The following is an 18,574-nucleotide window of genomic DNA, read 5'->3' as shown; positions in this document are numbered from 1 at the left end:
TCCCGGTATTTCACTCCCTAGGGCAAAATGGATAGGTGCCCCAATCTGATTTCTCCTTTGCCGTAGGCAAGCGCCTGTCCGAAACCGCCCCCATCGCCGCCGCTCCGGAAGGCGAATTCCTGGGCCGGTCCGGGACCATCACCACACCCCACGGCGAGATCCAGACGCCGGCGTTCATCGCCGTCGGAACCAAGGCCACCGTCAAGGCGGTGCTGCCCGAATCCATGAAGGAACTGGGTGCGCAGGCACTGCTGGCCAACGCATACCACCTGTACCTGCAGCCAGGGGCGGACATTCTGGACGAGGCCGGCGGGCTGGGGAAGTTCATGAACTGGTCCGGCCCCACTTTCACGGACTCGGGCGGATTCCAGGTCATGTCGCTGGGCTCCGGCTTCAAGAAGGTCATCAACATGGATGCCTCCCACGGCGCCGAAGGGGCGGACGACCGGGTGGCCGCGGGCAAGGAACGGCTAGCGCATGTGGACGACGACGGCGTGTGGTTCAAGAGCCACCTCAACGGCGACCGGCACCGGTTCACCCCGGAAATCTCCATGCAGGTCCAGCACCGGATCGGCGCGGACATCATGTTCGCCTTCGATGAGCTGACCACGCTGATGAATTCCCGGCGTTACCAGGAGGAGTCGCTGGAACGGACCCGGCTGTGGGCCGAGCGCTGCATCGTGGAGCATGAGCGGCTCACGGAAGAGCGCGCGCACCGGCCGTACCAGGCGCTCTTCGGTGTGATCCAGGGCGCCCAGTACGAGGACCTGCGCCGCAAGGCCTGCCGGGACCTGGGCGCGATGAACTTCGACGGCTTCGGCATCGGCGGGGCGCTGGAGAAGGAGAACCTGGGCACGATCGTGCGCTGGTGCAATGAGGAACTGCCGGAGGACAAGCCGCGCCACCTGCTGGGCATCTCCGAGCCGGATGACATCTTCGTGGCCATCGAGAACGGCGCGGACACCTTCGACTGCGTCTCCCCCACCCGTGTGGCCCGCAACTCCGCCTTCTACACTCCGGACGGCCGGAAGAACCTGTCCAATGCCCGGTTCAAGCGGGACTTCACCCCGCTGGTGGAGGGCTGTGACTGCTACGCCTGCGCGAACTACACCCGCGCGTACATCCATCACCTGTACAAGGCCAACGAGCTGGTCAGCCACACCCTGATCTCGATCCACAATGAGCGGTTCATCATTAAACTGGTGGACGATGCCCGGCTGGCGATCGAGGACGGCACCTTTTTCGACTTCAAGGCCGAGACCCTGGGCCGGTACTACGCCCGCTAGTTCCGCCCGGCCCGGTCAATCTTGCTCGCCTTCTTCCGGAACCGACAGGAAAGGCACACATGACTCTTGTAGCGACTGACTCTTGTAGCGACGATGCCCGTCAAGGCCGTGACCATCGGTGTGGATACCCATTCCCTGGTTCATCATGCTGCAGCCATTGACCAGGACGGCCGGCTGCTGGGAACGGAACAATTCACTACGGACCTGAACGGTTACCAGCAGCTTCTGGACTGGGCGGCCGGCTTCGGGATCATCAATGTCTTTGGTGTTGAGTGCACCGGATCCTACGGAGCCGGGCTGACCCGGCATCTGCTGGCCGCCGGAATCGACGTGGTCGAGGTCAACCGCAGCCACGACCAGGTGCGCAACCGGAAGGACAAGAACGATGCCATCGATGCAGAGGCGGCGGCCCGGAAAGTTCTGTCGGGAGAATGCTCCTCACCGGCAAAGACACCACCGGAGCGGTGGAGGCCATCAGAAACCTGCACCTGCCGCGGGATTCGGCGGTCAAATCCCGCAGCGCCGCCTTCGTGCAGCTTCGGGACATCCTGCTCACGGCCCCGACAGGGCTCAGGGCCCGGCTGGATGCCAAGACGCTTGAGGGAAAAGCCACCCATGCCCGGAGCCTGCGGCCGGAGCTGAACCGCCTTGACGAACCCGAACAGGCGGTGAAGTACCACTTCGCGAACTGGGCCGGCGTGTCCACGAGCTCACCGCCCAGATCAAGGACGTTGACAAGCACCTGGACAAACTGGTCAACGCCGTGGCGCCACGGACCATGGCCCTGCTCAGGTGGGGCCGGTCAGCGTGGCGCAGCTGCTCATCACGGCGGGGCAAAACATCGACCGTTTCCGGAGCGAGGCAGCCTTCGCGCGCCTCTGCGGGGTTGCACCCGTGCCCGTCTCATCCGGCAAATCGCATCGGATGCGCCTGCACCGCGGCGGTAATCGCCGCGCCAACAGGGTCATCTGCCTCATTGCCATCTGCCGGCTTCGCTACGACCCCAGATCCCAGGCCTACCTGGAGCGCAAACGCGCACAGGGCCACTCGAAATCCGACGCGATCCGCTGCCTTAAACGCTATATCGCCAGAGGGCTCTACCACGCGCTGAAGAATGATTTGCAGCAAACACCTCAGGCTAGCTAGTCCGCTTGAAACCCAGCACCGGAGGCCTGCTGCATGTGACCTCCGCGTATGGCCGCGCAAAATTGTCATCAGCAGACGTAGTCCAATTTGTTAGGTTCGGAGACCGGTCAGCCTGATTCTGTCGCGCGATGTTCTCGGCGCTCGGGTGGACAGGCCAGCGCCCGGCGGCGGGTGGCTGCGTTACGCAACCACCCGACGTCGTACGCAGGGAAAGGTTAGTCGGTGACCTCGAAGGTGATCGTCTCGGTGAACTCGCGGCCGTGGACGTCGGTGGCGGTGACGGTGGCGGTGTGCTCGCCGACGGCCAGGTCGGCCGGCAGCTCGAGGCGCCACAGGTGGGAGGTGCGGTCGTGGAGGCCGCCGCCGTGCACCAGCTGCTCGAGGCTGGCGGCCGGATCGGTGTACTCGGCGCCGATCAGCGGCACGTCATCGGCGGTCATCGACTGGGTACGCGTGGCCTCGGTGGTCTCGCCGCCGTCAATGGATACCTTCACGGTGGAGCCGGTGGAGCCCATCCAGAAGTTGGTGGTCAGCCAGGTCTCAGCGAGTTCGCCCTGGGCCACGGCGTTCGGGTTCTGCGGGGCCGGAGCCGTGCCGCGCCGGTCCGTGTACGTGTCGTACCAGGCACGGTAGGCGGGGGAGTTGATGCCCAGGGCCATCTGGTCGGAACCGTCGTCGCCGGTGGCGGTGAAACGCTCGCGGATCTCCGTGTTCTTGATGTCCAGGGTCAGTACGCCGGGAGGGGTCCCGTCACGCTGCACGGAGGTGGGGAAGCCCTCCTCGAGCACCCGGCCGTTGTACCACTGGCCGGACACTGCCGGGACAGTCAGGTGGGTGAACGGCAGGCCTGCGTCGCCGAGTGTGTCGGTCCAGCCGGCCATCAGGTCGCCCTGGCGGAGGTTCTCGGACATGTGGGTGTGCCCGGCGACGGAGACCACCTCACGGCCCTTGAGGATCTCGTAGATTTCCTCGATCTGGGCGTGGGTGTAGCCGCTGGAGTAGTAGAACTCGTGCAGCGGCGCGTGGGAGGCGATCACGATCGCCCGGTCTTTGGGCACAGACGCGATGTCCTGGCGCAGCCACTCGAGCTGGCGCTCGCCCAGGCCGTACGCGTAGTTGCTCTTCTTCGCCGGGATCTGCGTCGGGTACTGGATGTTGCTCAGTGCCACAACGTGGGCCTTGCCGGAGTCATAGGAGTAGTACTCCGGGCCGAACTGGGCGCGGAAGGTGTCGAACTCGTGCTCACCGTCCAGCGCGTCGAAGTCCAGGTCGTGGTTGCCCGGCAGGAAGCGGGCCGGCCCGTTGAGCATGGAGGTCAGATTGCGGGTCTGGGCGTAGAGGGACAGATCGTTGCCCACGATGTCGCCAAGGAACAGGGCGCCGCAGCCGGCATAGTCGGTGCGGGCGGCCAGGTCGGCGAAGACACCGTTGCGCGCGAATCTGACTTCTTCCTGGTCGTAGGTCTGAACGTCGGCGCCGAGCACGCAGTGCTGCTCCGGGGACTGGGTCAGGTCGCTCTTGGCCAGCGGGAAGTTCACCTTGTCAGGCAGTGCTCCGGTAGGGGCGATGCCGCCGTACTTCAGCTCAGGGGAGCCTTCGGGCACGTGGTTGTAGAAGAACTGGGCGATGTTGTCCTCGTCCACCGGCACCTGGTAGCCGCGCGGCTGGGTAACGAAGACGGTCATGTTGTCGAATGCCGGCAGCTCATAGCGGCCCTGACCGTCCGTCGTCACGACGTCGCGGCCGTTGGAGACCGTCACCCCGGGCATGCCCGGCTCACCGGAATCCTGGGTGGAGTTCCTGTTCTTGTCATCGAAAACGGTGCCATCGAGAGTCTGCTGGTCGGCCTCCGGAGCGTTAACGACGTCGACACCTCCCCGGTAGGCGGAGGCGGCCCAGCCGGTTTCGGCCGGGGCGGGAGCGGCGATGGCGGCGGGGCCAACCATGGCGCCGGTGGCCAGCAGAGCCAGGGCAGCGGTCAGGCGCAGGGGCCGGGACAACCAGGTTGTTTGGGGAGTAGGGGACGGGTGCACGAAATTGAACCTCCGGTTGAGTGACTGCCGCCCGTTGGGGGTGGCCGGCCCTGTCAACTCTTTCCCAGGCGAATGAACGGGAACCAAAGAGGAAGCGATGTACACGCCACATGCTGGTAATGCTGCTCTCGCCGGGAGTTAACCGTTTCGGCAAATCAAACGGATCTGGTTCGAGGGATTTGCCGGCCCTGCCAGCCATCCGCTGAGACGCTACTCGCACCTGCTCGAAAGAACCAATGTAAGGGGGATTACCGTGAAGATAAGTAGGCCCAGTGCCGCCAAGGGATGCGGATTCCAACTGATGCCCAGGTAGTGGTGCACAAGTAACCCCTGAGGACGATATGGGGAAACTCCGTTGCTACCGGTAGTCGGTAGTTTTGGTGGACAACTCGTGAAGCTGCCTGAAAGAGGAACGTTTAGTGGGAAGCTCTCAAGGGCCAGCCAGTTCCGCTCCCAACGCTCTTTCTCCAAGAGATGCTCAGTGAGAACGGTGACGCTTCATGCCGACTGCGCGAGTAAGGCGCATGTGGCGATGAGCAGCCAAATATGTGAGCGTTGTGGCCTACGCCGCTCCTGAAGCCACCAACGTTTATATAACCGGCTATCCCGATCCACCAGAAGAGAAGAGTGACGAAGCCGCTGATGACGACAAGGGAACCCCGAAAGTCCTTGCCTTTAATCAAAATCAAACGATCATCCTGGTCAGCCATGCCAACTCCCACAGTCTTCAAATTGCCTATCAGTCATCAGGACAGCACGAATCATCGAGTTTGACGCGACCATAGTCGGAGGTCCCGATTTTCTTGGAAGAGGTTGACTATAGGAACATCTCCCCCCGCCTCCTCCCGAGGACGTGGCTTTGCTCCGCTGAAGCGGTTCCGGAACCACTTCCCCGGAGCAGCGCCGCTTCCTCAGGAGGGGGCGGAGGACGACGGGTGGAGGACGACGGGCTCAGATCGGGTCAGGCGCTTACGACGCCGTAGCTTGGCTCGCGCTTCTTGATCGCCTTGATCACGGTGCTGGTGATCGGGACGAAGAGGAATTCAACGGCGGTCTTGTACGCGAATCCGACGATGACATAGTTGACGAAGTCGCCGGCGGTGGTGATGCCGATGACGGAAGCGGCGATGGCGCAGAAGATCAGTGTGTCGACGAACTCACCAACCCCGGTGGAGGTCATCAGGCGCGCCCACAGGTGCTTTTCTTTGGTCCGTTCCTTCATCCTGACCAACACCCACGAGTTGAGCGTCTGCCCGGCGAGGAAGCCGAGCAGGCTGCCGAGCACTACCAGCGGCACCGGCCCCAGTACCGAGGCCAGGGCGTCCTGGTTCGTGTAGAAGTCCGCCGCGGGCAGGCTGATGATGATCCAGAAGGTGAGCGCCGCGAACACTGCCATGGCGAAGCCCATGAGGATAGCACGGCGCGCTGCCCGGAAGCCGTAGACCTCGCTGACCACGTCGCCCAGGATGTAGGCCAGCGGAAACAGGAAGAAACCGCCGTCCGTGAGGATGGGCCCGAAAGCGACGCCCTTGGATGCTCCGATGTTGGACAGGATCAGGACCACGCACATGAGGGCCAGGATCAGGTCGTAGTGGGTGCTGCCCCGGGAGGCGAATTGGGCGTGGGTCTTTTCCTGCAATTGAGTCATGGGAAATCACATTCTTCGTAGTGGTTCGCCAGGCGTGGATCGCCCGCTGTATTAGCACTAGGAGCCGCGGCGGGCCCGGCCGGAAGGCCGCCCTCATTGTCCCATGCTCCCGGCGTATGCTCGGAGCAGCGGAAGGGAGGCCGCTATGCCGCTGCACTGGAAAATCGGGGACGCCGTGGTGGACGGGGTTCCCCTGCTGCCGTCCAAGCCGCTCAAGCTGGAGGCCCGGGGCCTCGACCGGCCTCCCGGCCAACTGCAGATCCACCACATCCCGAACCGGGCGATGACCCAGCTCTGCGACTGGCTGGCAATCCCCGCCCGCCGCCTGGTAGCCCTCGTGGACATCGAAAGGACCGGTCCGCACACCTACGCTTCGGCCGAACCATGGCCATTGCCGGTGCCGCAGGGATTCCACCAGTCGGCCGCGTTCGTGTTCACCGTGGGCCCGGAGGTGTCACGGCCGGTTTACAGTTCACGAATCGGAAAGGCCTTCTGGGAGATCGATGGCGCTGGTCTTTCCGTGCTACCCGTCGGCTCCGGCGGCCAGGCTGCGATCACTGTGAACCTGAGCTACGCAGCCGATCCGGTGCTGGAAGTCAGGGCCCTGACCGGACGGGACCTTGCCTACCACATGCTGGCCAACATCAAGCGGGAAATGGCGAATCAGGGCGTTGACTGGGACGAGGATCTGGCGGCGTATGCCGAACGCGCACTGCCGATCTTGCTGCGCTCGCTCGATCAGGCCTACGGGCCGCCGCGGGACTGGATATTCGGCGTCGGGCGCAGGAGGGTCGAAGGCGATGCCGGCGACCCGTCGCGGGTGGTTCTGACGCTGCAGGGACAGACGCCCGGGCAGGGATACGTCGCGGTCACGTTCCGCAACCCTGAGTCACCGGGCCTGCCGGAGCAGGGCGAGACCACTGACCTGTGGGCCATCACCATGGACGCAGACGGCCGGGTGTACGCCAGCCCGGACGTCAGCCTCCTGGAGCTGCCCGGGGTGAAGCCGCCGCGAAGCATCTTCTAGACCCGGGCTCGGGAACGGGGCTTTTGAACACGTTCAAAAATAAGCGCTATGGTGATTTGAACACGTTCAAAAAGGAGTGCCGTGGCTGAGAGAACCGTCAAAAGCGAGCAGACGCGGCAGCGGCTGGTGGACACTGCGCTGCGGCTATTCCGCGAGGAGGGCTACGAGAAGACCACCATGCGGGCCATCGCCCAGGCCGCGGAAGTCTCGGTGGGCAATGCCTACTACTACTTCGGATCCAAGGACGAGCTGATCCACGAGCTCTACCGATCCCTGCAGGACGAGCACCGCGAGCGCACGCTCCCCCAGCTTCAGGAGGGCAACAACCTCGGCGAGCTGCTGCGGACCATCCTCCACACCGGCGTCAATATCATGGCCCCCTATCACGCGTTCGGTTCCAGCTTCATCTCCGTGGCTCTGCCGCCGTCGTCGGCTGTCAGCCCCTTCGGCGAGCAGGCGTCCATCGCGCGCGGCAAGTCCATCGCCCTCTTCCGGCAGGCCGTCGGCCAGGCCCGGCCGCAGCCGCCGCTGGCCATCCGCGAGGACCTGCCCGAACTGCTCTGGCTGGTCTACATGGGCATCACCCTGTTCTGGGTCTACGACAGCTCACCGGAACAGCGGCGCACGCGGAAACTGATCGACGACGCCGCTCCCCTGATCTCCAAGCTTGTCGTGCTGTCACGGCTGCCGGTTGTCCGCAAGATCACAGAGGACGTCGTCAGCCTGATCCAGAGCACGAAAAAGTGATGCCGCGGCGATGAAAAGTCAGAACATGTACGACGGCGGCTGGCCGGATTCCGAGGGGTACGCCGAGCAAGTGCCGCCACCACGGAACCCGCGGCACCGGGTCACGTTCGGTCCGGGCGCATTCATCGTCGGCTACATGGTCACCGTCTTCCTGCTGTCTGTCGGAACAGTTTGGGGCACAACGAGCAGCGATTATCCCTTCAATCTCGGGGCCTCCATCGGCTTTACCCTCTACGTCGTCTTCATCGGATCGCTCATTGGCCTGGCGGTCGGAGTCCTGCCGGCGCTGCTGCTTGGCCTGCTGCTGCGGCCGGTAGGCAGCCAGTGGCTCCACGTGCTGGCGTTCTTCGCGGCCGGCTTCGCCGTTCCCGTCATCCTGACCCTCATCATTGATCCAGGCAGCTCGGTCTACAGCCGCTGGTGGATCGTGCCCCTGGCCATCGGTACCGCGGCGGGCATCGGCCGGGCCAGCGTGTGGAAGCTGGTGAGAGTCTCTTGAAGACGGTCGTCATCGCCGGCACATCCGGCTTCATCGGCACCTATTTCCGCCAGCGCTTCGCCGAGCTGGGCGGCGGGGTGCGGACCATCGGCCGCAGCGGGAAACAGCCGACGTCATGTGGGGTGATACCGAAGGCATTAGCCAGGTATTCGACGGCGCACACCTACTCCTCAACCTCGCCGGCAAGTCCGTCAGCTGCCGCTACAACCGCCCGAACAAGGCGGAGATCTGCCGCTCCCGCCTGGAAACGACAGTGGAGCTTGGGCGGGCGCTAGCAACATGCGCCGCCGGCGGCGGCAGGCCGCCGTCGTTATGGATCAACGCCAGCACCGGCACCATCTACCGGCACGCCGAGGACCGGCCGCAGTCGGAGTACGACGGCGAACTGGGCACCTGTTTCTCCGTGGACGTCGCCCGGGCGTGGGAACAGGCACTGAACGACGCCGAGGCGCCCGGAGTGCGGAAGGTCACCCTGCGCATCGCGATCGTGCTGGGACCAGGCGGAGTCATGCGGCCGTTCGTCAACCTCGCGCGCTGCGGCCTGGGCGGGCGGCAGGGCAAGGGGAGCCAGCAGTTCAGCTGGATCCATGTGGAGGACCTGCTACAGGTGATCCTGTTCCTCGCCGAGCACCGCGAACTGGCCGAGGTACGGCGCGCGCCGCGGATACCGTTTGGGCTGCCCACGCCGAAGTGGCTGCTGGAGCTGGGCGCGGTCCTGAGGACAGGCTTGGCAGGAAGCAGACCGGCGGAGATGCGGCTCTCCTACGATGGGAGGATGACCCCAGCGAAACCCGTCGATTGGATGGAACGGCACCAGATCGGTCTGTACCTGTGTGCGATAGCCGCCGGAGCGATGATCGGCTGGCTTGTTCCCGCTGCCGCCGGGCCGCTGGAAATGGCGATCAACCCCGTACTGGGGCTGCTGTTGTATGCCACGGTCTTGGGGATCCCGTTTGCGCAGCTGGGGAGGGCGGTCCGGGACGTGCGGTTCATGGCGGCTGTGCTGCTGCTGAACTTTGCGGCCGTGCCCCTTGTCGTCTTCCTGCTGTCACGCTTCGTTGCCGGCAATGACGCCCTGCTGGTGGGGGTCCTGCTGGTGCTGCTGACTCCGTGCATTGACTATGTCATCGTCTTCTCCGGCCTGGCCGGCGGTGCCAGTGACCGGCTGCTGGCCGCAGCGCCGCTGCTGATGCTCACCCAGATGCTCCTGCTGCCGCTCTACCTGCTGATCTTCGTCGGTCCGCAGCTCGTGTCCGTCATCGACGCGAAACCGTTCGTTCAGGCCCTGGTCTTTCTGATCCTGCTACCGCTGGCCCTGGCTGCACTGACCCAGGCCCTGGGCCGCACCCACGCCGCCGGGCAGGCAGTGAAGAAGATGATGCAAGGACTGATGGTCCCGCTGATGATGCTCACGCTGGCAGTGGTCATCGGTTCCCAGATCGCAGGAGTCGGACACCAGCTGCCTGCGCTGTTCTCCGTCATTCCGCTGTATGCGGTGTTTCTGGTCGTCATGGTTCCCATCGGCCTGCTGGCAGGACGGGCCGCACGCCTGGATACCCCCGGCACGCGGGCGGTGATCTTCAGCGGGGCAACCCGCAATTCCCTGGTAATTCTTCCCTTGGCCCTCGCCCTGCCGGCACCGCTGGCGCTGGCATCGCTGGTGGTCGTGACCCAGACCCTGGTCGAACTCATCGGCATGGTCATCTATGTGAAAATCATTCCCCGTATCGCTCGGACTGCCGCCGCCATTCACACGTAACAGCCCATCCGGCCAGCCCGAAGGTAACGGTGCGGGGCCCCGGATTCGCGTCCACCCCGCCGCGGGTAGGACAATAGACGGCATGTCTTTCAACACCCCCGTTTCTGATTCCGCAGCCACCACATCTCCGGCAGTCACGCTGACTATCGCCGGATCGGAGGCAACCGGCGGTGCGGGCGCGCAGGCGGACCTGAAGACCTTCCAGGAGCTGGGCGTCTACGGCATTACCGCCCTGACCTGCATCGTCTCCTTCGACCCCAAGGACAACTGGAACCACCGGTTTATGCCGGTCGATCCGCAGGTGATCGCGGACCAGCTCGAGGCCATCCAGACCTGCTACGCCGAGGCGCTGGACACCGTGAAAATCGGCATGCTCGGCACGCCCGCCACGATCGACACCGTGGCCGCCGCCCTGAAGAGCCAGGAGTGGAAGAACGTCGTTCTGGATCCGGTGCTGATCTGCAAGGGCCAGGAGCCCGGCCACGCGCTGGACACGGACCAGGCCCTGAAGGCGAACATCCTGCCGCTGGCCACCTTCGTAACCCCCAACCACTTCGAGTCCGAGTCCCTGGCCGGGATGGAGATCAAGGACCTCGAGGACCTGAAGGAAGCGGCACGCCGCATCCATGAGGCGAGCGGCGCCGTCGTACTGGCCAAGGGCGGCGTGCGGCTGGCCGGCGAGAACGCCGTCGACGTGTTCTACGACGGCGGGACCATGGCCGTGCTGAGCGCGCCGAAGGTGGGCGAGGTCGCCGTCAGCGGTGCCGGCTGCTCGCTGGCCGCCGCCGTCGCCGCGGAGCTGGCCAAGGGCGCCACGCCGCTGGAAGCCGCCCAGGCCGCCAAGGCCTTCGTCACAGAGGGCATCAAGGCCCGGGTCTCCTCCAACGCACCGTTCGACGCGCTCTGGCAGGGCGGGGCGGCCGAAGCCTCCGCGCTGGCGAACGCCGCGCTCTAGCCTAGCTCTAGCGACGCCGGCCCGGGCCCCTCAGCCTGGGGAAAATGTCCCAGTGACCAATGGTCGTTTTCCGCTGGAATGCCACGTGCAAACCAACTGGAAATGACCATTGGTCATGGTGGAGACGCCAGCAGTCACTCCTGCTCGCGGGCGGCAAGGACTTTGGCCACGGCTGCGGCGATGTGCGCTTCGGCAGCCTCCTTGTCGACGCCGAGGCCGGAGAGCTCGCCCTGGCCGTCTTCCAGCTCCAGGAGCGCGAGCAGGATGTGCTCGGTCCCGATGTAGTTGTGGCCCAGCCGCAGTGCCTGCCGGAACGTCAGCTCCAGCGCCTTGCGCGCCTGCGGGTCGAAGGGAATGAGGTCGGGCAGCTGCCCCGCCTCGGGCGGCAGGGCGGCGGCAACGGCGTCCCGGACCGTCTCCAGCGCCACGCCCTGGTCGATAATTGCCCGGGCGCCGGGTGCGTCCGGCTCAGCCAGGAGCCCCAGCACCAGGTGTTCCGGACGGATTTCCGTATTGCCGGCGGCACGGGCCTCATTCTGCGCTGCCATCACGACGTTCCTGGCCCGGTCCGTGAACTGGCTGAAGCCCTTGTTAAGATCAAGGGCCTGCGGTTCGCCGGAGCCCTTTGGCACAAAACGTTTTTGGGCCGCCTGTTTGGTGACCCCCATGCTCTTGCCGATGTCCGACCAGGACGCGCCCGAGCGCCTGGCCTGGTCGACGAAGTGGCCGATCAGGTGGTCCGCCACCTCTCCGAGGTGATCGGCGGCAAGGACCGCATCGGACAGTTGGTCCAATGCATTGTCGTGGACCTGGGTGATGGCTTCAATCAGGTCATCGAGCCGGACGGGATTCGTCATGCGGATTGGATCTGTCATGAGTCAACCCTAGGTTGACCCCTCCATTCCGTCAACCCTCGGTTGACCCTTTTGCTGCGGGATCCATCACCCTGCCCATAAAGAGCGGCAGGCCGGTTTCCTCATGCACCACCTGGTACAGGAACGGCCGGTCGAACGTCAGCTCCAGAGGCTCTTCCCGGAGCGGCATTCCGGTGACCATGAAGTCGAACTGCGTCACCGCGGCAGCCACGCTCCCCTTCTCCCCCACAGTGATGTTGGCCGCCTGCGCCGCCGCGCTGATTTTCAGGCGCGGCCGGATCGCGTCAAGGTCCGGGCGGTCACTAAAGGTTTCGACAAGCCCCAGCCTGGGAAGGAGTTCGCACAAATCCGTCGTGGCGGCATGGTCCCACCTTGGCAGGGACAGGGCGATGCGCCGCACGGGGCCCGCGTCAAGGACAGCCCCGACCTGCTCCCAGCCGCCCCAGTCCAGGTCCGGCACCCCGGCTGCGGCCGGCAGCACCAGACGCATGACGAAGCCTTCGCCGTAGGGCAGGTCCACAGCCTGGCCGAACCGACCCTGCGCATAGGCCAGCGCGTCCTCAAGGTTCATCATGGGGACCGGAACAGGCGTACCGTCCGTCCGCGTGAACGCTGCATCCGCCGTCAGTGCCGGATCAAAGGGTGATGCCCACGCCCCGGCAAAGTAAACGGTGCTGAGCAGGCTTAAGACGGTCTCGGTGGAATACTCTGCCGGAGCCTCACGGACCCGCCCGCCCGTGTGCGCCGCGGTCCATGCGTTGATGGCACCCTTCGCGCTTGCGGCGTCGGCGAAGCTGACCGGGTAGATTCCGGTGCCATAGTGCCGGGCCAGCGTTTCCAGGTAGGCGTCGCCGATGGGTTCGGATTTCTCGACAAAAAGACCCTGCGCCAGATGGACCACGGGCTCGTCAGGCGGGTCGTCCTCGTCGACGGCTCCCGGGTCGCCGTCGAACTCCTCCAGCCGGGACAGCAACGCATTCATCGCCCCATCCCGGTCCTCCAAAGGCAGGCCGAGGACGGCATCCAGCTCGGCCGCCGTCGTGCTTCCGGCACCGGCGCGCAGCATGGCGAGGGCACAGAGCAGGCCGACCGGCGACATGACAACATTCCTGCTGCCGCTGCCCGCGACGATCCTGGTCCCCAGGGCAAGGGCAGCCAGCGTGAGCTGCCGCTGCCTGTCCGCCCAGGCGGAGGGCGCCACGGACTCGCGCGCCGCTGCGGACTTGAGCAAGGTCGGGGCTGGGAGATCTGCGGTCATGGCGCATCATCCTCGGGATCGGCGAGCGGAACTTCGGATGGTTGGAATGCTAGCCGCCGGGCCTGACTTTCACGTCCGGGCCGCCTACTGTCCCGTGCCCGCGGCTCCGCCGCCAGCCGGCAGGCCACCCTGGCCGGCCGGTCCCGGGTCAGAGAACGGCGCCGGTGCCTGTTTGGGTGCGGGGGCGGGCGCCGGGGCTTGATCGGTTGCGGGGGCCGGCTCGGTCGGCAAAGTAGAGCTCAGGTCGCCGGTCCCGGGATCTTCCGTCGGCACGCTCTTCCCCATACCGGGGACGTCGTCCGTGGTCACGCCGCCGTCGACCGGGCCATCCCCGATCTGCCCGGGCACCTCCTCGGCCGGTGCAGTCGGACCGCCAGCCTCGTCCGGAACCGCCGGGCTGTTCTGGCTGCTCGGGCTGCCGCCAAGGACTTCGCCAAGCGTCGTGGTTGGCCCGGTGGTGCCGCCGTCGATATTCGACGTCGAGGAAACCAGCGTGGAGATCGGCTGGTTGGTTCCGAACTCGACCGCAGTGACACCCACCATCGCGATTACGAAGGCGGCGGCGCTGGCCATCCCGATCGTCAGCCAGGTCCTGGGCGTGAACCGCCTCCTGGCAAGTTTGGTCCGGAAATCCGACACCTCGGCCGGTGCGCCGGCGGTCACCATTCCGCCACCGCCAGGCCGTAGCCCGCGCCATCGGGGCTGCGGAATTTTCTTCTTCGCCGCGATGCTGGCCGAACTGAGCGTCCGGGTAAAGAGGGCGGTTGCCACGGTGGCGACAATCGAACCGAGTGCAGCCCCAACAAGCGTTCCGGCCACGCCGAGATGGGAGCCGACAACGGCGGAGGCCACCGCTGCCAAAGCCGAGCCAATGGTCTGGGTGCCGCTCAGTCCAAGAAACTGTTTCGGTTTGTCGTCGGTAACGGAGTCTTCAGCCATATCACGCGCTCAATCAGAGGTATTACGAATAGGTAACGCCGATCCTACTGCCGGTACCCCCTGGCACCCGCCTCATTTGATGAGATATTGCTCACACCGGAAGCGCGACGGCGGCCTGCCGCCTGGGTGCCGGAACCTTCCGGGCGGAAGGCGGCCTGCCGCCGTCGTACCTATGCCTGATCCGTGTCTTCGGCATGCGCCGGTTCGGGCGGCGTGACCAGCAGCGCGGTGCCCTGGAAAGCCTCCAGCTGGATATAGAAGCTGTGCAGGTCATCGACGGTTCCCACGGCTTCGCCGCTGAACGCGTCGGTCACCTCCGCTCCGGTCCAGAGCTGTTCTGAACGGACCGTGCCGGCAATGTCGTGGGCGGAAAAGTTCAGGACCGTGACTTCGCGGTGGCCGGAGGGAAGGTCGTGGACCATGACGAGCATGCCGCGGTGCGAGACGTCCGGGACGTCGATCAGCCCGCTCCGGGCGATGCCATGCTCCTCACGGACGGCCAGGATCTTCGCCAGCTGCCGTGCAAATGATGACTCGTCCTCCAGCTGTTCGGGAAGGGTGCCGTACAGGCTCACGGCTGTGGGCATGCCCGAGGTGGAGGCCTGGGCGGACGGGTTGAAGCCCATCAGGTCGTGCGCGCCGCGGTTGATCCACCGGGTGTCCCCGTGGGCCACCAGCTGGGCGACCTTGGACCGGTCCAGGGTCAGCATGCCGCACAGATCCCAGCCGGACAGGGCGAAGACTCCGGGCTGCAGGGCGTTGTACATGGCCAGCAGCAGGTGCACGCGGCGGATCCGGTCCACCTGTTCGTCCGTGATCGACTCAAGGTCCCTGATGCCCAGGACCGCGGTGATCACACTCGCCGTCGTGCACGCGATGCCGTTGGTGGTGAAGACCAGGTTGTAGGGTCCGGCTTCACCGGTCAGACCTTCCCGCAGGGTCTGCTGGACGGTATGCGCCAGTTCCGCGCCGGTGAGGGTCCGGCCCTCGAGTTCGTAGGCATCCTCCTTGTGCCTGGCGGCGAAGTGCACCAGTTCATAGGTCAGTTCGTCATGGTTCTGCAGCGCGTGCACCAGGGACGCCTGGTCGATGCCGATTTCCATCGCCAATCGCAGGGTCAGCCGCAGGAATTCGGTATCCGCCGTTACCAGGGCGTGATGGTAGGCGGGGCGGGTCACGAAGTCGTAGGACAGGTCCGGGCCGGCCTCGGAGGTGGCCTTGATGTCATCGATGCTCAGGTTCAGCTCCTGGAAGGTGAAGCCGCCGACTTTGCGCACCATGCTGCCGATGATCTGGTTCGCGGCTTCCGAGAGCGGATGCCCTTCCGACCAGCCCGGTGTTTCCTCCGCGCTTTTCTCGACTCCAAGGAACCCGTTGGCGTCGAGCCGGAGCGCGCCTGTACCCAGATCCACGAGGGAGTGCAGCGCGTCCCCCAGGACCAGCCGCATGCCGGAGAAGGTGGGATCCAGCCAGTTGATGGACGGCTGCCCGGCCTTGAAATAGTGCAGGTAGACCCACCGGTGGAACGTGCCGGTGGTGTCCATGACGGGGCGCGTCGCGCTCCAGTTGGTTTCCTTGACGCCGGGCTCATAGAAGATGACCCGCTGGAGTTCGCCGATGATGTACCCGGCGTCCTGCAGGGCGCGTTCCGTGGCGGCGTCGATGTTCACGGAGTCCTTCCCTTCAGGAACGTCCGGGAGCAGATGCCAGTCGGATTCCGGGATGTCGATCATGTGGTAGATGCCCGGGTAGTCCCGGTAATTCATCTCGGCAAGCCGGAAGTCCGCGCCCTTGCCGGTATGCCCGGGCACGATGTCGTCCACAATGGTTCCGCCGTGGTCTGTGGCAACCTGGCACATGGCCCGGAACTCTTCCTCTGTGCCGAACAGCGGATCGATGGCCATGCTGATGCGGTCGAAGTGCCCGTCCACGCTGGGCGTCTGCTGCCAGCCGTTCAGCCCGCCGGCCAGTTTCACCGGACCGGTGTGAATGGCCTTAATGCCGATTTTCTGGAAGGCGTTCCACAGGCCGGCGTCCCCCAAAGCAGCGAGGAAGGACTGGCCGGGCTTGGTGATGAAGGACAAGGGGTACGCGGTGAACCACACCGACGCCCGGTCCACCGCTGCCCTCGGGTTCGGGTAGGCGAACGGGTTCTGCCACATGCTCGCCTGGCCTGAGAGCTGGCGGGCAATTACTTTGGCGTCCCCGAGCATCGACTGGTTCCGCAGCCACTCAACGTAGACGCTATTGCGGGCATCCGGTTCAAACGGCGGCTGGCCCGGTGCCCAGGGGCGGCGCCGGGCCTTCGGCCGCAGGGAGCGGGGGCGGGCCGGATAGAACTGTTCGTCGTAGGTGATTTCGGGGACAGGGACGCCCTCCGCCTCGACCGACCCCGACTCGACAGGTCCCGCCTCGAGGGCTTCCTCCTCGAGGGCTTCCTCCTCGAGGGCTTCCTCCTCTACAGCATCACCGCCGTCGACGTCCCCGTAGCGGCCGTCAAGCGCGCGCTCTTTCGAAGGAACCGAATCGACCATGGGGCTATCTCCTTGATCCTCTACTACTGCTATCTGCTGCCTATACCGGCTTTTTCCAACACTGCCAGACCGCGGGTACAGCCGCTAGTGCGCGGTAGGCGCCGGTGCCCTGCCGTGCCGGCTACTTCCAGCCGAAGCGGGCGCCGAATCCGGAGGTTTCATTCATTGATTCGTCCGTTTTGAGGTGGCAGGCCGGGTGCCGGGTGTCGATCCCCGGCCCACCATTGCCCAATTCATGGAGGTAGATCGTCTCCCGCGCAGTGGCATCCGGGTCAGCGTCGGGCACGTAAATGCCTTCGTAGATTTCCGCGAGGCTTCCGGATTCGAAGGTGATGATGTTGTCCCCGGGGTCGTAGGACCAGTGCCCCGCTTTGGAGCCCGCGACGAGCAGGCGGTAGCTTCCATCGTCCGTGAGTTTGACGTTGAACATCGCGACGGGCGTGGCAGGTCCGGCGGTCCAGCACTCATACAGTCCCGGCGGCGGTCCTTCTGGGGCAGCGCTCGGTTCCGGGATGCCGGCTGGAACCGTTGTTTGGTCTTGGGCCGGCGTCTCGGCCTCAGCCGGCGTCGGGGTTTGTGCAGGCGTCGAGGTTTGCGCCGGGGCCGGTTCCGGCGGGTCCGGTTCCCCCTCCGGGGTGCATCCGGCCAGCCCCACACCTGCGAACAGAATCAGGCAGGCAATGAGGCCGGCGGCCGTGTAAGTTCGCCTGGAGGGGCTGCTTCTGGATTTCATGCCGGGGCTGCTTGCCTGGTTCGGTTTCATTGGTCCCGTCCTGTCGGTCAGACCACCGTCCCAGCCACAGCAGTGCCTTGCGATACACAACACGCTACATTCAGGCCCCGGGACCCGCCAGAGGCCCGGCGGCAGACGCGCCGTGTCGTTACCGCCGTTGGTACGACGCCGGCACCCGGCTTGGGTGCCGGTGCCCAGCGTGCGCTGGACCGGGCTATGCCCTAGCAGCGCTCGCGCAGCGCCGCGACACCCTCGCCCTCAAGCTCGTCGCAGTACGCGGCGCGTCCCGTCATCGCCATGATGAGGGCAAGGGTAGTGCCGGAGACCAGCGGACCGGAGCCGGCGGTGAAGGGGCCGTCTGTCGCCGTCAGGCGCAGCCCGCCGATCCGTCCCTTCGCCACGACAATCAGATCGGTCCCCTTGTAGTACTCCGCCACCCGCGTCACCACCTCGATCGGATAGTCACGGACTATGCCCAGCGGCCGCCGGATGTCTTCGGCATGGACGATCGCCTCGCCCAGCCAGGCCACGGTCGGGCCGGGAGGTGCGGTCCTGCTGGTGACCACCCGGCGGAAATTGGCGAGCGTCTCGGCCGGCGTTGCGCCCAGGTGCTCGGCCAGGCGCATGGCCACCTGCTTATCAAAGTCGAACCGGCAGCGGATCACGCCCGCCATCCACCGAAGGGGATTCAGACTCGCCGCCGCGGTCAGGTGCGCCAGCACCTCCCGGACGGAGAACTCGGTGCACAGTGAGGGTGCGGCCCACTGTGCATCCTTCAGGTTCGCGAGGTCGGCGGCCAGGGCCGCCCGCTCCGCGTGGATCGCTTCCCAGGTATCGGTCACGGGCCCATAGTAACGGGCACGACGTCGGCACTCACCGAAAGTGCCGACGTCGAACCTTGTCTGTGGTCAGACATCCTTCCGGTCGGCGGAGCCGAGGACCTGGGCCACAGGCGCCGGCTTGGTGGGGGTGTGGGTCTGCATCAGTTCCGGGTGGTGCAGGTCCAGGGCGGGCCGCTCGGAGCGGATGCGCGGCAGGGAGGTGAAGTTGTGCCGCGGCGGCGGGCAGGAGGTGGCCCACTCCAGCGATCCGCCGAAGCCCCAGGGGTCATCCACCTCGACCTTCTTCGCGCTGC

General features: G+C 65.5%; 15 protein-coding genes and 3 pseudogenes. 9 read left to right on the top strand and 9 right to left on the bottom strand.

The features are described 5' to 3' along the window. Nucleotides 1-35 precede the first annotated feature (35 nt). Together tgt and AC5RWU_RS16460 are read left to right on the top strand one after the other, a co-directional pair. A complete protein-coding gene (tgt, locus tag AC5RWU_RS16465; protein ID WP_494032018.1) occupies nucleotides 36-1,286 on the top strand; it encodes a tRNA guanosine(34) transglycosylase Tgt in 1,251 nt (416 codons plus the stop codon). Between the two features lie 75 nt (nucleotides 1,287-1,361). Then, nucleotides 1,362-2,432, top strand: a pseudogene (locus AC5RWU_RS16460) (IS110 family RNA-guided transposase). Nucleotides 2,433-2,647: 215 nt separating this feature from the next. Here AC5RWU_RS16460 and AC5RWU_RS16455 read toward each other — a convergent pair. Further along, nucleotides 2,648-4,465, bottom strand: coding sequence for a calcineurin-like phosphoesterase C-terminal domain-containing protein (locus AC5RWU_RS16455; protein WP_494037083.1), 1,818 nt, complete (start codon nucleotides 4,463-4,465; stop codon nucleotides 2,648-2,650). Nucleotides 4,466-5,013: 548 nt separating this feature from the next. Here AC5RWU_RS16455 and AC5RWU_RS16450 point away from each other — a divergent pair. Further along, nucleotides 5,014-5,250 carry a hypothetical protein gene (locus tag AC5RWU_RS16450; protein ID WP_494037082.1) on the top strand — a complete coding sequence of 79 codons (237 nt, stop codon included), beginning with the start codon at nucleotides 5,014-5,016 and terminating at the stop codon, nucleotides 5,248-5,250. Between the two features lie 176 nt (nucleotides 5,251-5,426). Here the strand turns inward: AC5RWU_RS16450 and AC5RWU_RS16445 are convergent, their stop codons facing one another. Next, a complete protein-coding gene (locus AC5RWU_RS16445; protein WP_494037081.1) occupies nucleotides 5,427-6,113 on the bottom strand; it encodes a queuosine precursor transporter in 687 nt (228 codons plus the stop codon). A 145-nt stretch (nucleotides 6,114-6,258) separates the two neighbouring features. On the opposite strand from AC5RWU_RS16445, the gene AC5RWU_RS16440 reads away from it, so the two are divergent. The 6 genes and pseudogenes from AC5RWU_RS16440 (at nucleotide 6,259) to AC5RWU_RS16415 (ending at nucleotide 11,100) form a co-directional block, all read left to right on the top strand. Further along, on the top strand, nucleotides 6,259-7,140 hold the full coding sequence (locus AC5RWU_RS16440) for a hypothetical protein (RefSeq protein WP_494037080.1): 882 nt from the start codon (nucleotides 6,259-6,261) through the stop codon (nucleotides 7,138-7,140). 81 nt (nucleotides 7,141-7,221) lie between these two features. Continuing rightward, a complete protein-coding gene (locus AC5RWU_RS16435; RefSeq protein WP_494037079.1) occupies nucleotides 7,222-7,887 on the top strand; it encodes a TetR/AcrR family transcriptional regulator in 666 nt (221 codons plus the stop codon). Nucleotides 7,888-7,897: 10 nt separating this feature from the next. Beyond that, entirely contained in the window at nucleotides 7,898-8,386 is a 489-nt protein-coding gene (locus AC5RWU_RS16430) for a hypothetical protein (RefSeq protein ID WP_494037078.1), read from the top strand. A gap of 115 nt (nucleotides 8,387-8,501) precedes the next feature. After that, nucleotides 8,502-8,963: pseudogene (locus tag AC5RWU_RS16425) on the top strand (NAD-dependent epimerase); the annotation flags it as partial. Nucleotides 8,964-9,188: 225 nt separating this feature from the next. Further along, the gene (locus tag AC5RWU_RS16420) at nucleotides 9,189-10,145 is read left to right on the top strand and encodes an arsenic resistance protein (protein ID WP_494037085.1); all 957 of its coding nucleotides are present in this window, start codon (nucleotides 9,189-9,191) and stop codon (nucleotides 10,143-10,145) included. A gap of 82 nt (nucleotides 10,146-10,227) precedes the next feature. After that, the gene (locus AC5RWU_RS16415; RefSeq protein WP_494037077.1) at nucleotides 10,228-11,100 is read left to right on the top strand and encodes a hydroxymethylpyrimidine/phosphomethylpyrimidine kinase; all 873 of its coding nucleotides are present in this window, start codon (nucleotides 10,228-10,230) and stop codon (nucleotides 11,098-11,100) included. A gap of 134 nt (nucleotides 11,101-11,234) precedes the next feature. Here AC5RWU_RS16415 and AC5RWU_RS16410 read toward each other — a convergent pair whose 3' ends face one another. The 7 genes and pseudogenes from AC5RWU_RS16410 to AC5RWU_RS16380 all read right to left on the bottom strand — a co-directional run. Then, on the bottom strand, nucleotides 11,235-11,975 hold the full coding sequence (locus AC5RWU_RS16410; protein WP_494037076.1) for a Clp protease N-terminal domain-containing protein: 741 nt from the start codon (nucleotides 11,973-11,975) through the stop codon (nucleotides 11,235-11,237). 31 nt (nucleotides 11,976-12,006) lie between these two features. Continuing rightward, complete coding sequence (locus AC5RWU_RS16405) at nucleotides 12,007-13,233, bottom strand: serpin family protein (RefSeq protein ID WP_494037075.1); 1,227 nt, start codon at nucleotides 13,231-13,233, stop codon at nucleotides 12,007-12,009. Nucleotides 13,234-13,317: 84 nt separating this feature from the next. Continuing rightward, a complete protein-coding gene (locus AC5RWU_RS16400) occupies nucleotides 13,318-14,172 on the bottom strand; it encodes a hypothetical protein (protein ID WP_494037074.1) in 855 nt (284 codons plus the stop codon). 170 nt (nucleotides 14,173-14,342) lie between these two features. Then, nucleotides 14,343-16,706: a maltose alpha-D-glucosyltransferase gene (gene treS / locus AC5RWU_RS16395; protein ID WP_494037073.1), complete on the bottom strand. Its 2,364-nt coding sequence runs from the start codon at nucleotides 16,704-16,706 to the stop codon at nucleotides 14,343-14,345. Between the two features lie 121 nt (nucleotides 16,707-16,827). Further along, entirely contained in the window at nucleotides 16,828-17,439 is a 612-nt protein-coding gene (locus AC5RWU_RS16390; protein WP_494037072.1) for a hypothetical protein, read from the bottom strand. Nucleotides 17,440-17,660: 221 nt separating this feature from the next. Beyond that, complete coding sequence (locus tag AC5RWU_RS16385; RefSeq protein ID WP_494037071.1) at nucleotides 17,661-18,281, bottom strand: maleylpyruvate isomerase family mycothiol-dependent enzyme; 621 nt, start codon at nucleotides 18,279-18,281, stop codon at nucleotides 17,661-17,663. A gap of 66 nt (nucleotides 18,282-18,347) precedes the next feature. Next, a pseudogene (locus tag AC5RWU_RS16380) lies at nucleotides 18,348-18,574 on the bottom strand (aa3-type cytochrome oxidase subunit I); the annotation flags it as partial.

The organism is Arthrobacter sp. B0427-1-12 (assembly GCF_059092905.1).
The sequence above is the reverse complement of the archived record's forward strand: the minus strand, read 5'-3'. Positions and strand labels throughout refer to the sequence as shown.

Excerpts from the sequence above, each read along its gene's own strand:
- AC5RWU_RS16445 (WP_494037081.1), bottom strand. The coding sequence starts at position 6,113 with ATGACTCAATTGCAGGAAAAGACCCACGCCCAATTCGCCTCCCGGGGC.
- AC5RWU_RS16440 (WP_494037080.1), top strand. The coding sequence starts at position 6,259 with ATGCCGCTGCACTGGAAAATCGGGGACGCCGTGGTGGACGGGGTTCCC.
- AC5RWU_RS16430 (WP_494037078.1), top strand. The coding sequence starts at position 7,898 with ATGAAAAGTCAGAACATGTACGACGGCGGCTGGCCGGATTCCGAGGGG.
- AC5RWU_RS16420 (WP_494037085.1), top strand. The coding sequence starts at position 9,189 with ATGGAACGGCACCAGATCGGTCTGTACCTGTGTGCGATAGCCGCCGGA.
- AC5RWU_RS16415 (WP_494037077.1), top strand. The coding sequence starts at position 10,228 with ATGTCTTTCAACACCCCCGTTTCTGATTCCGCAGCCACCACATCTCCG.
- AC5RWU_RS16410 (WP_494037076.1), bottom strand. The coding sequence starts at position 11,975 with ATGACAGATCCAATCCGCATGACGAATCCCGTCCGGCTCGATGACCTG.
- AC5RWU_RS16405 (WP_494037075.1), bottom strand. The coding sequence starts at position 13,233 with ATGACCGCAGATCTCCCAGCCCCGACCTTGCTCAAGTCCGCAGCGGCG.
- AC5RWU_RS16400 (WP_494037074.1), bottom strand. The coding sequence starts at position 14,172 with ATGGCTGAAGACTCCGTTACCGACGACAAACCGAAACAGTTTCTTGGA.
- treS (WP_494037073.1), bottom strand. The coding sequence starts at position 16,706 with ATGGTCGATTCGGTTCCTTCGAAAGAGCGCGCGCTTGACGGCCGCTAC.
- AC5RWU_RS16390 (WP_494037072.1), bottom strand. The coding sequence starts at position 17,439 with ATGAAATCCAGAAGCAGCCCCTCCAGGCGAACTTACACGGCCGCCGGC.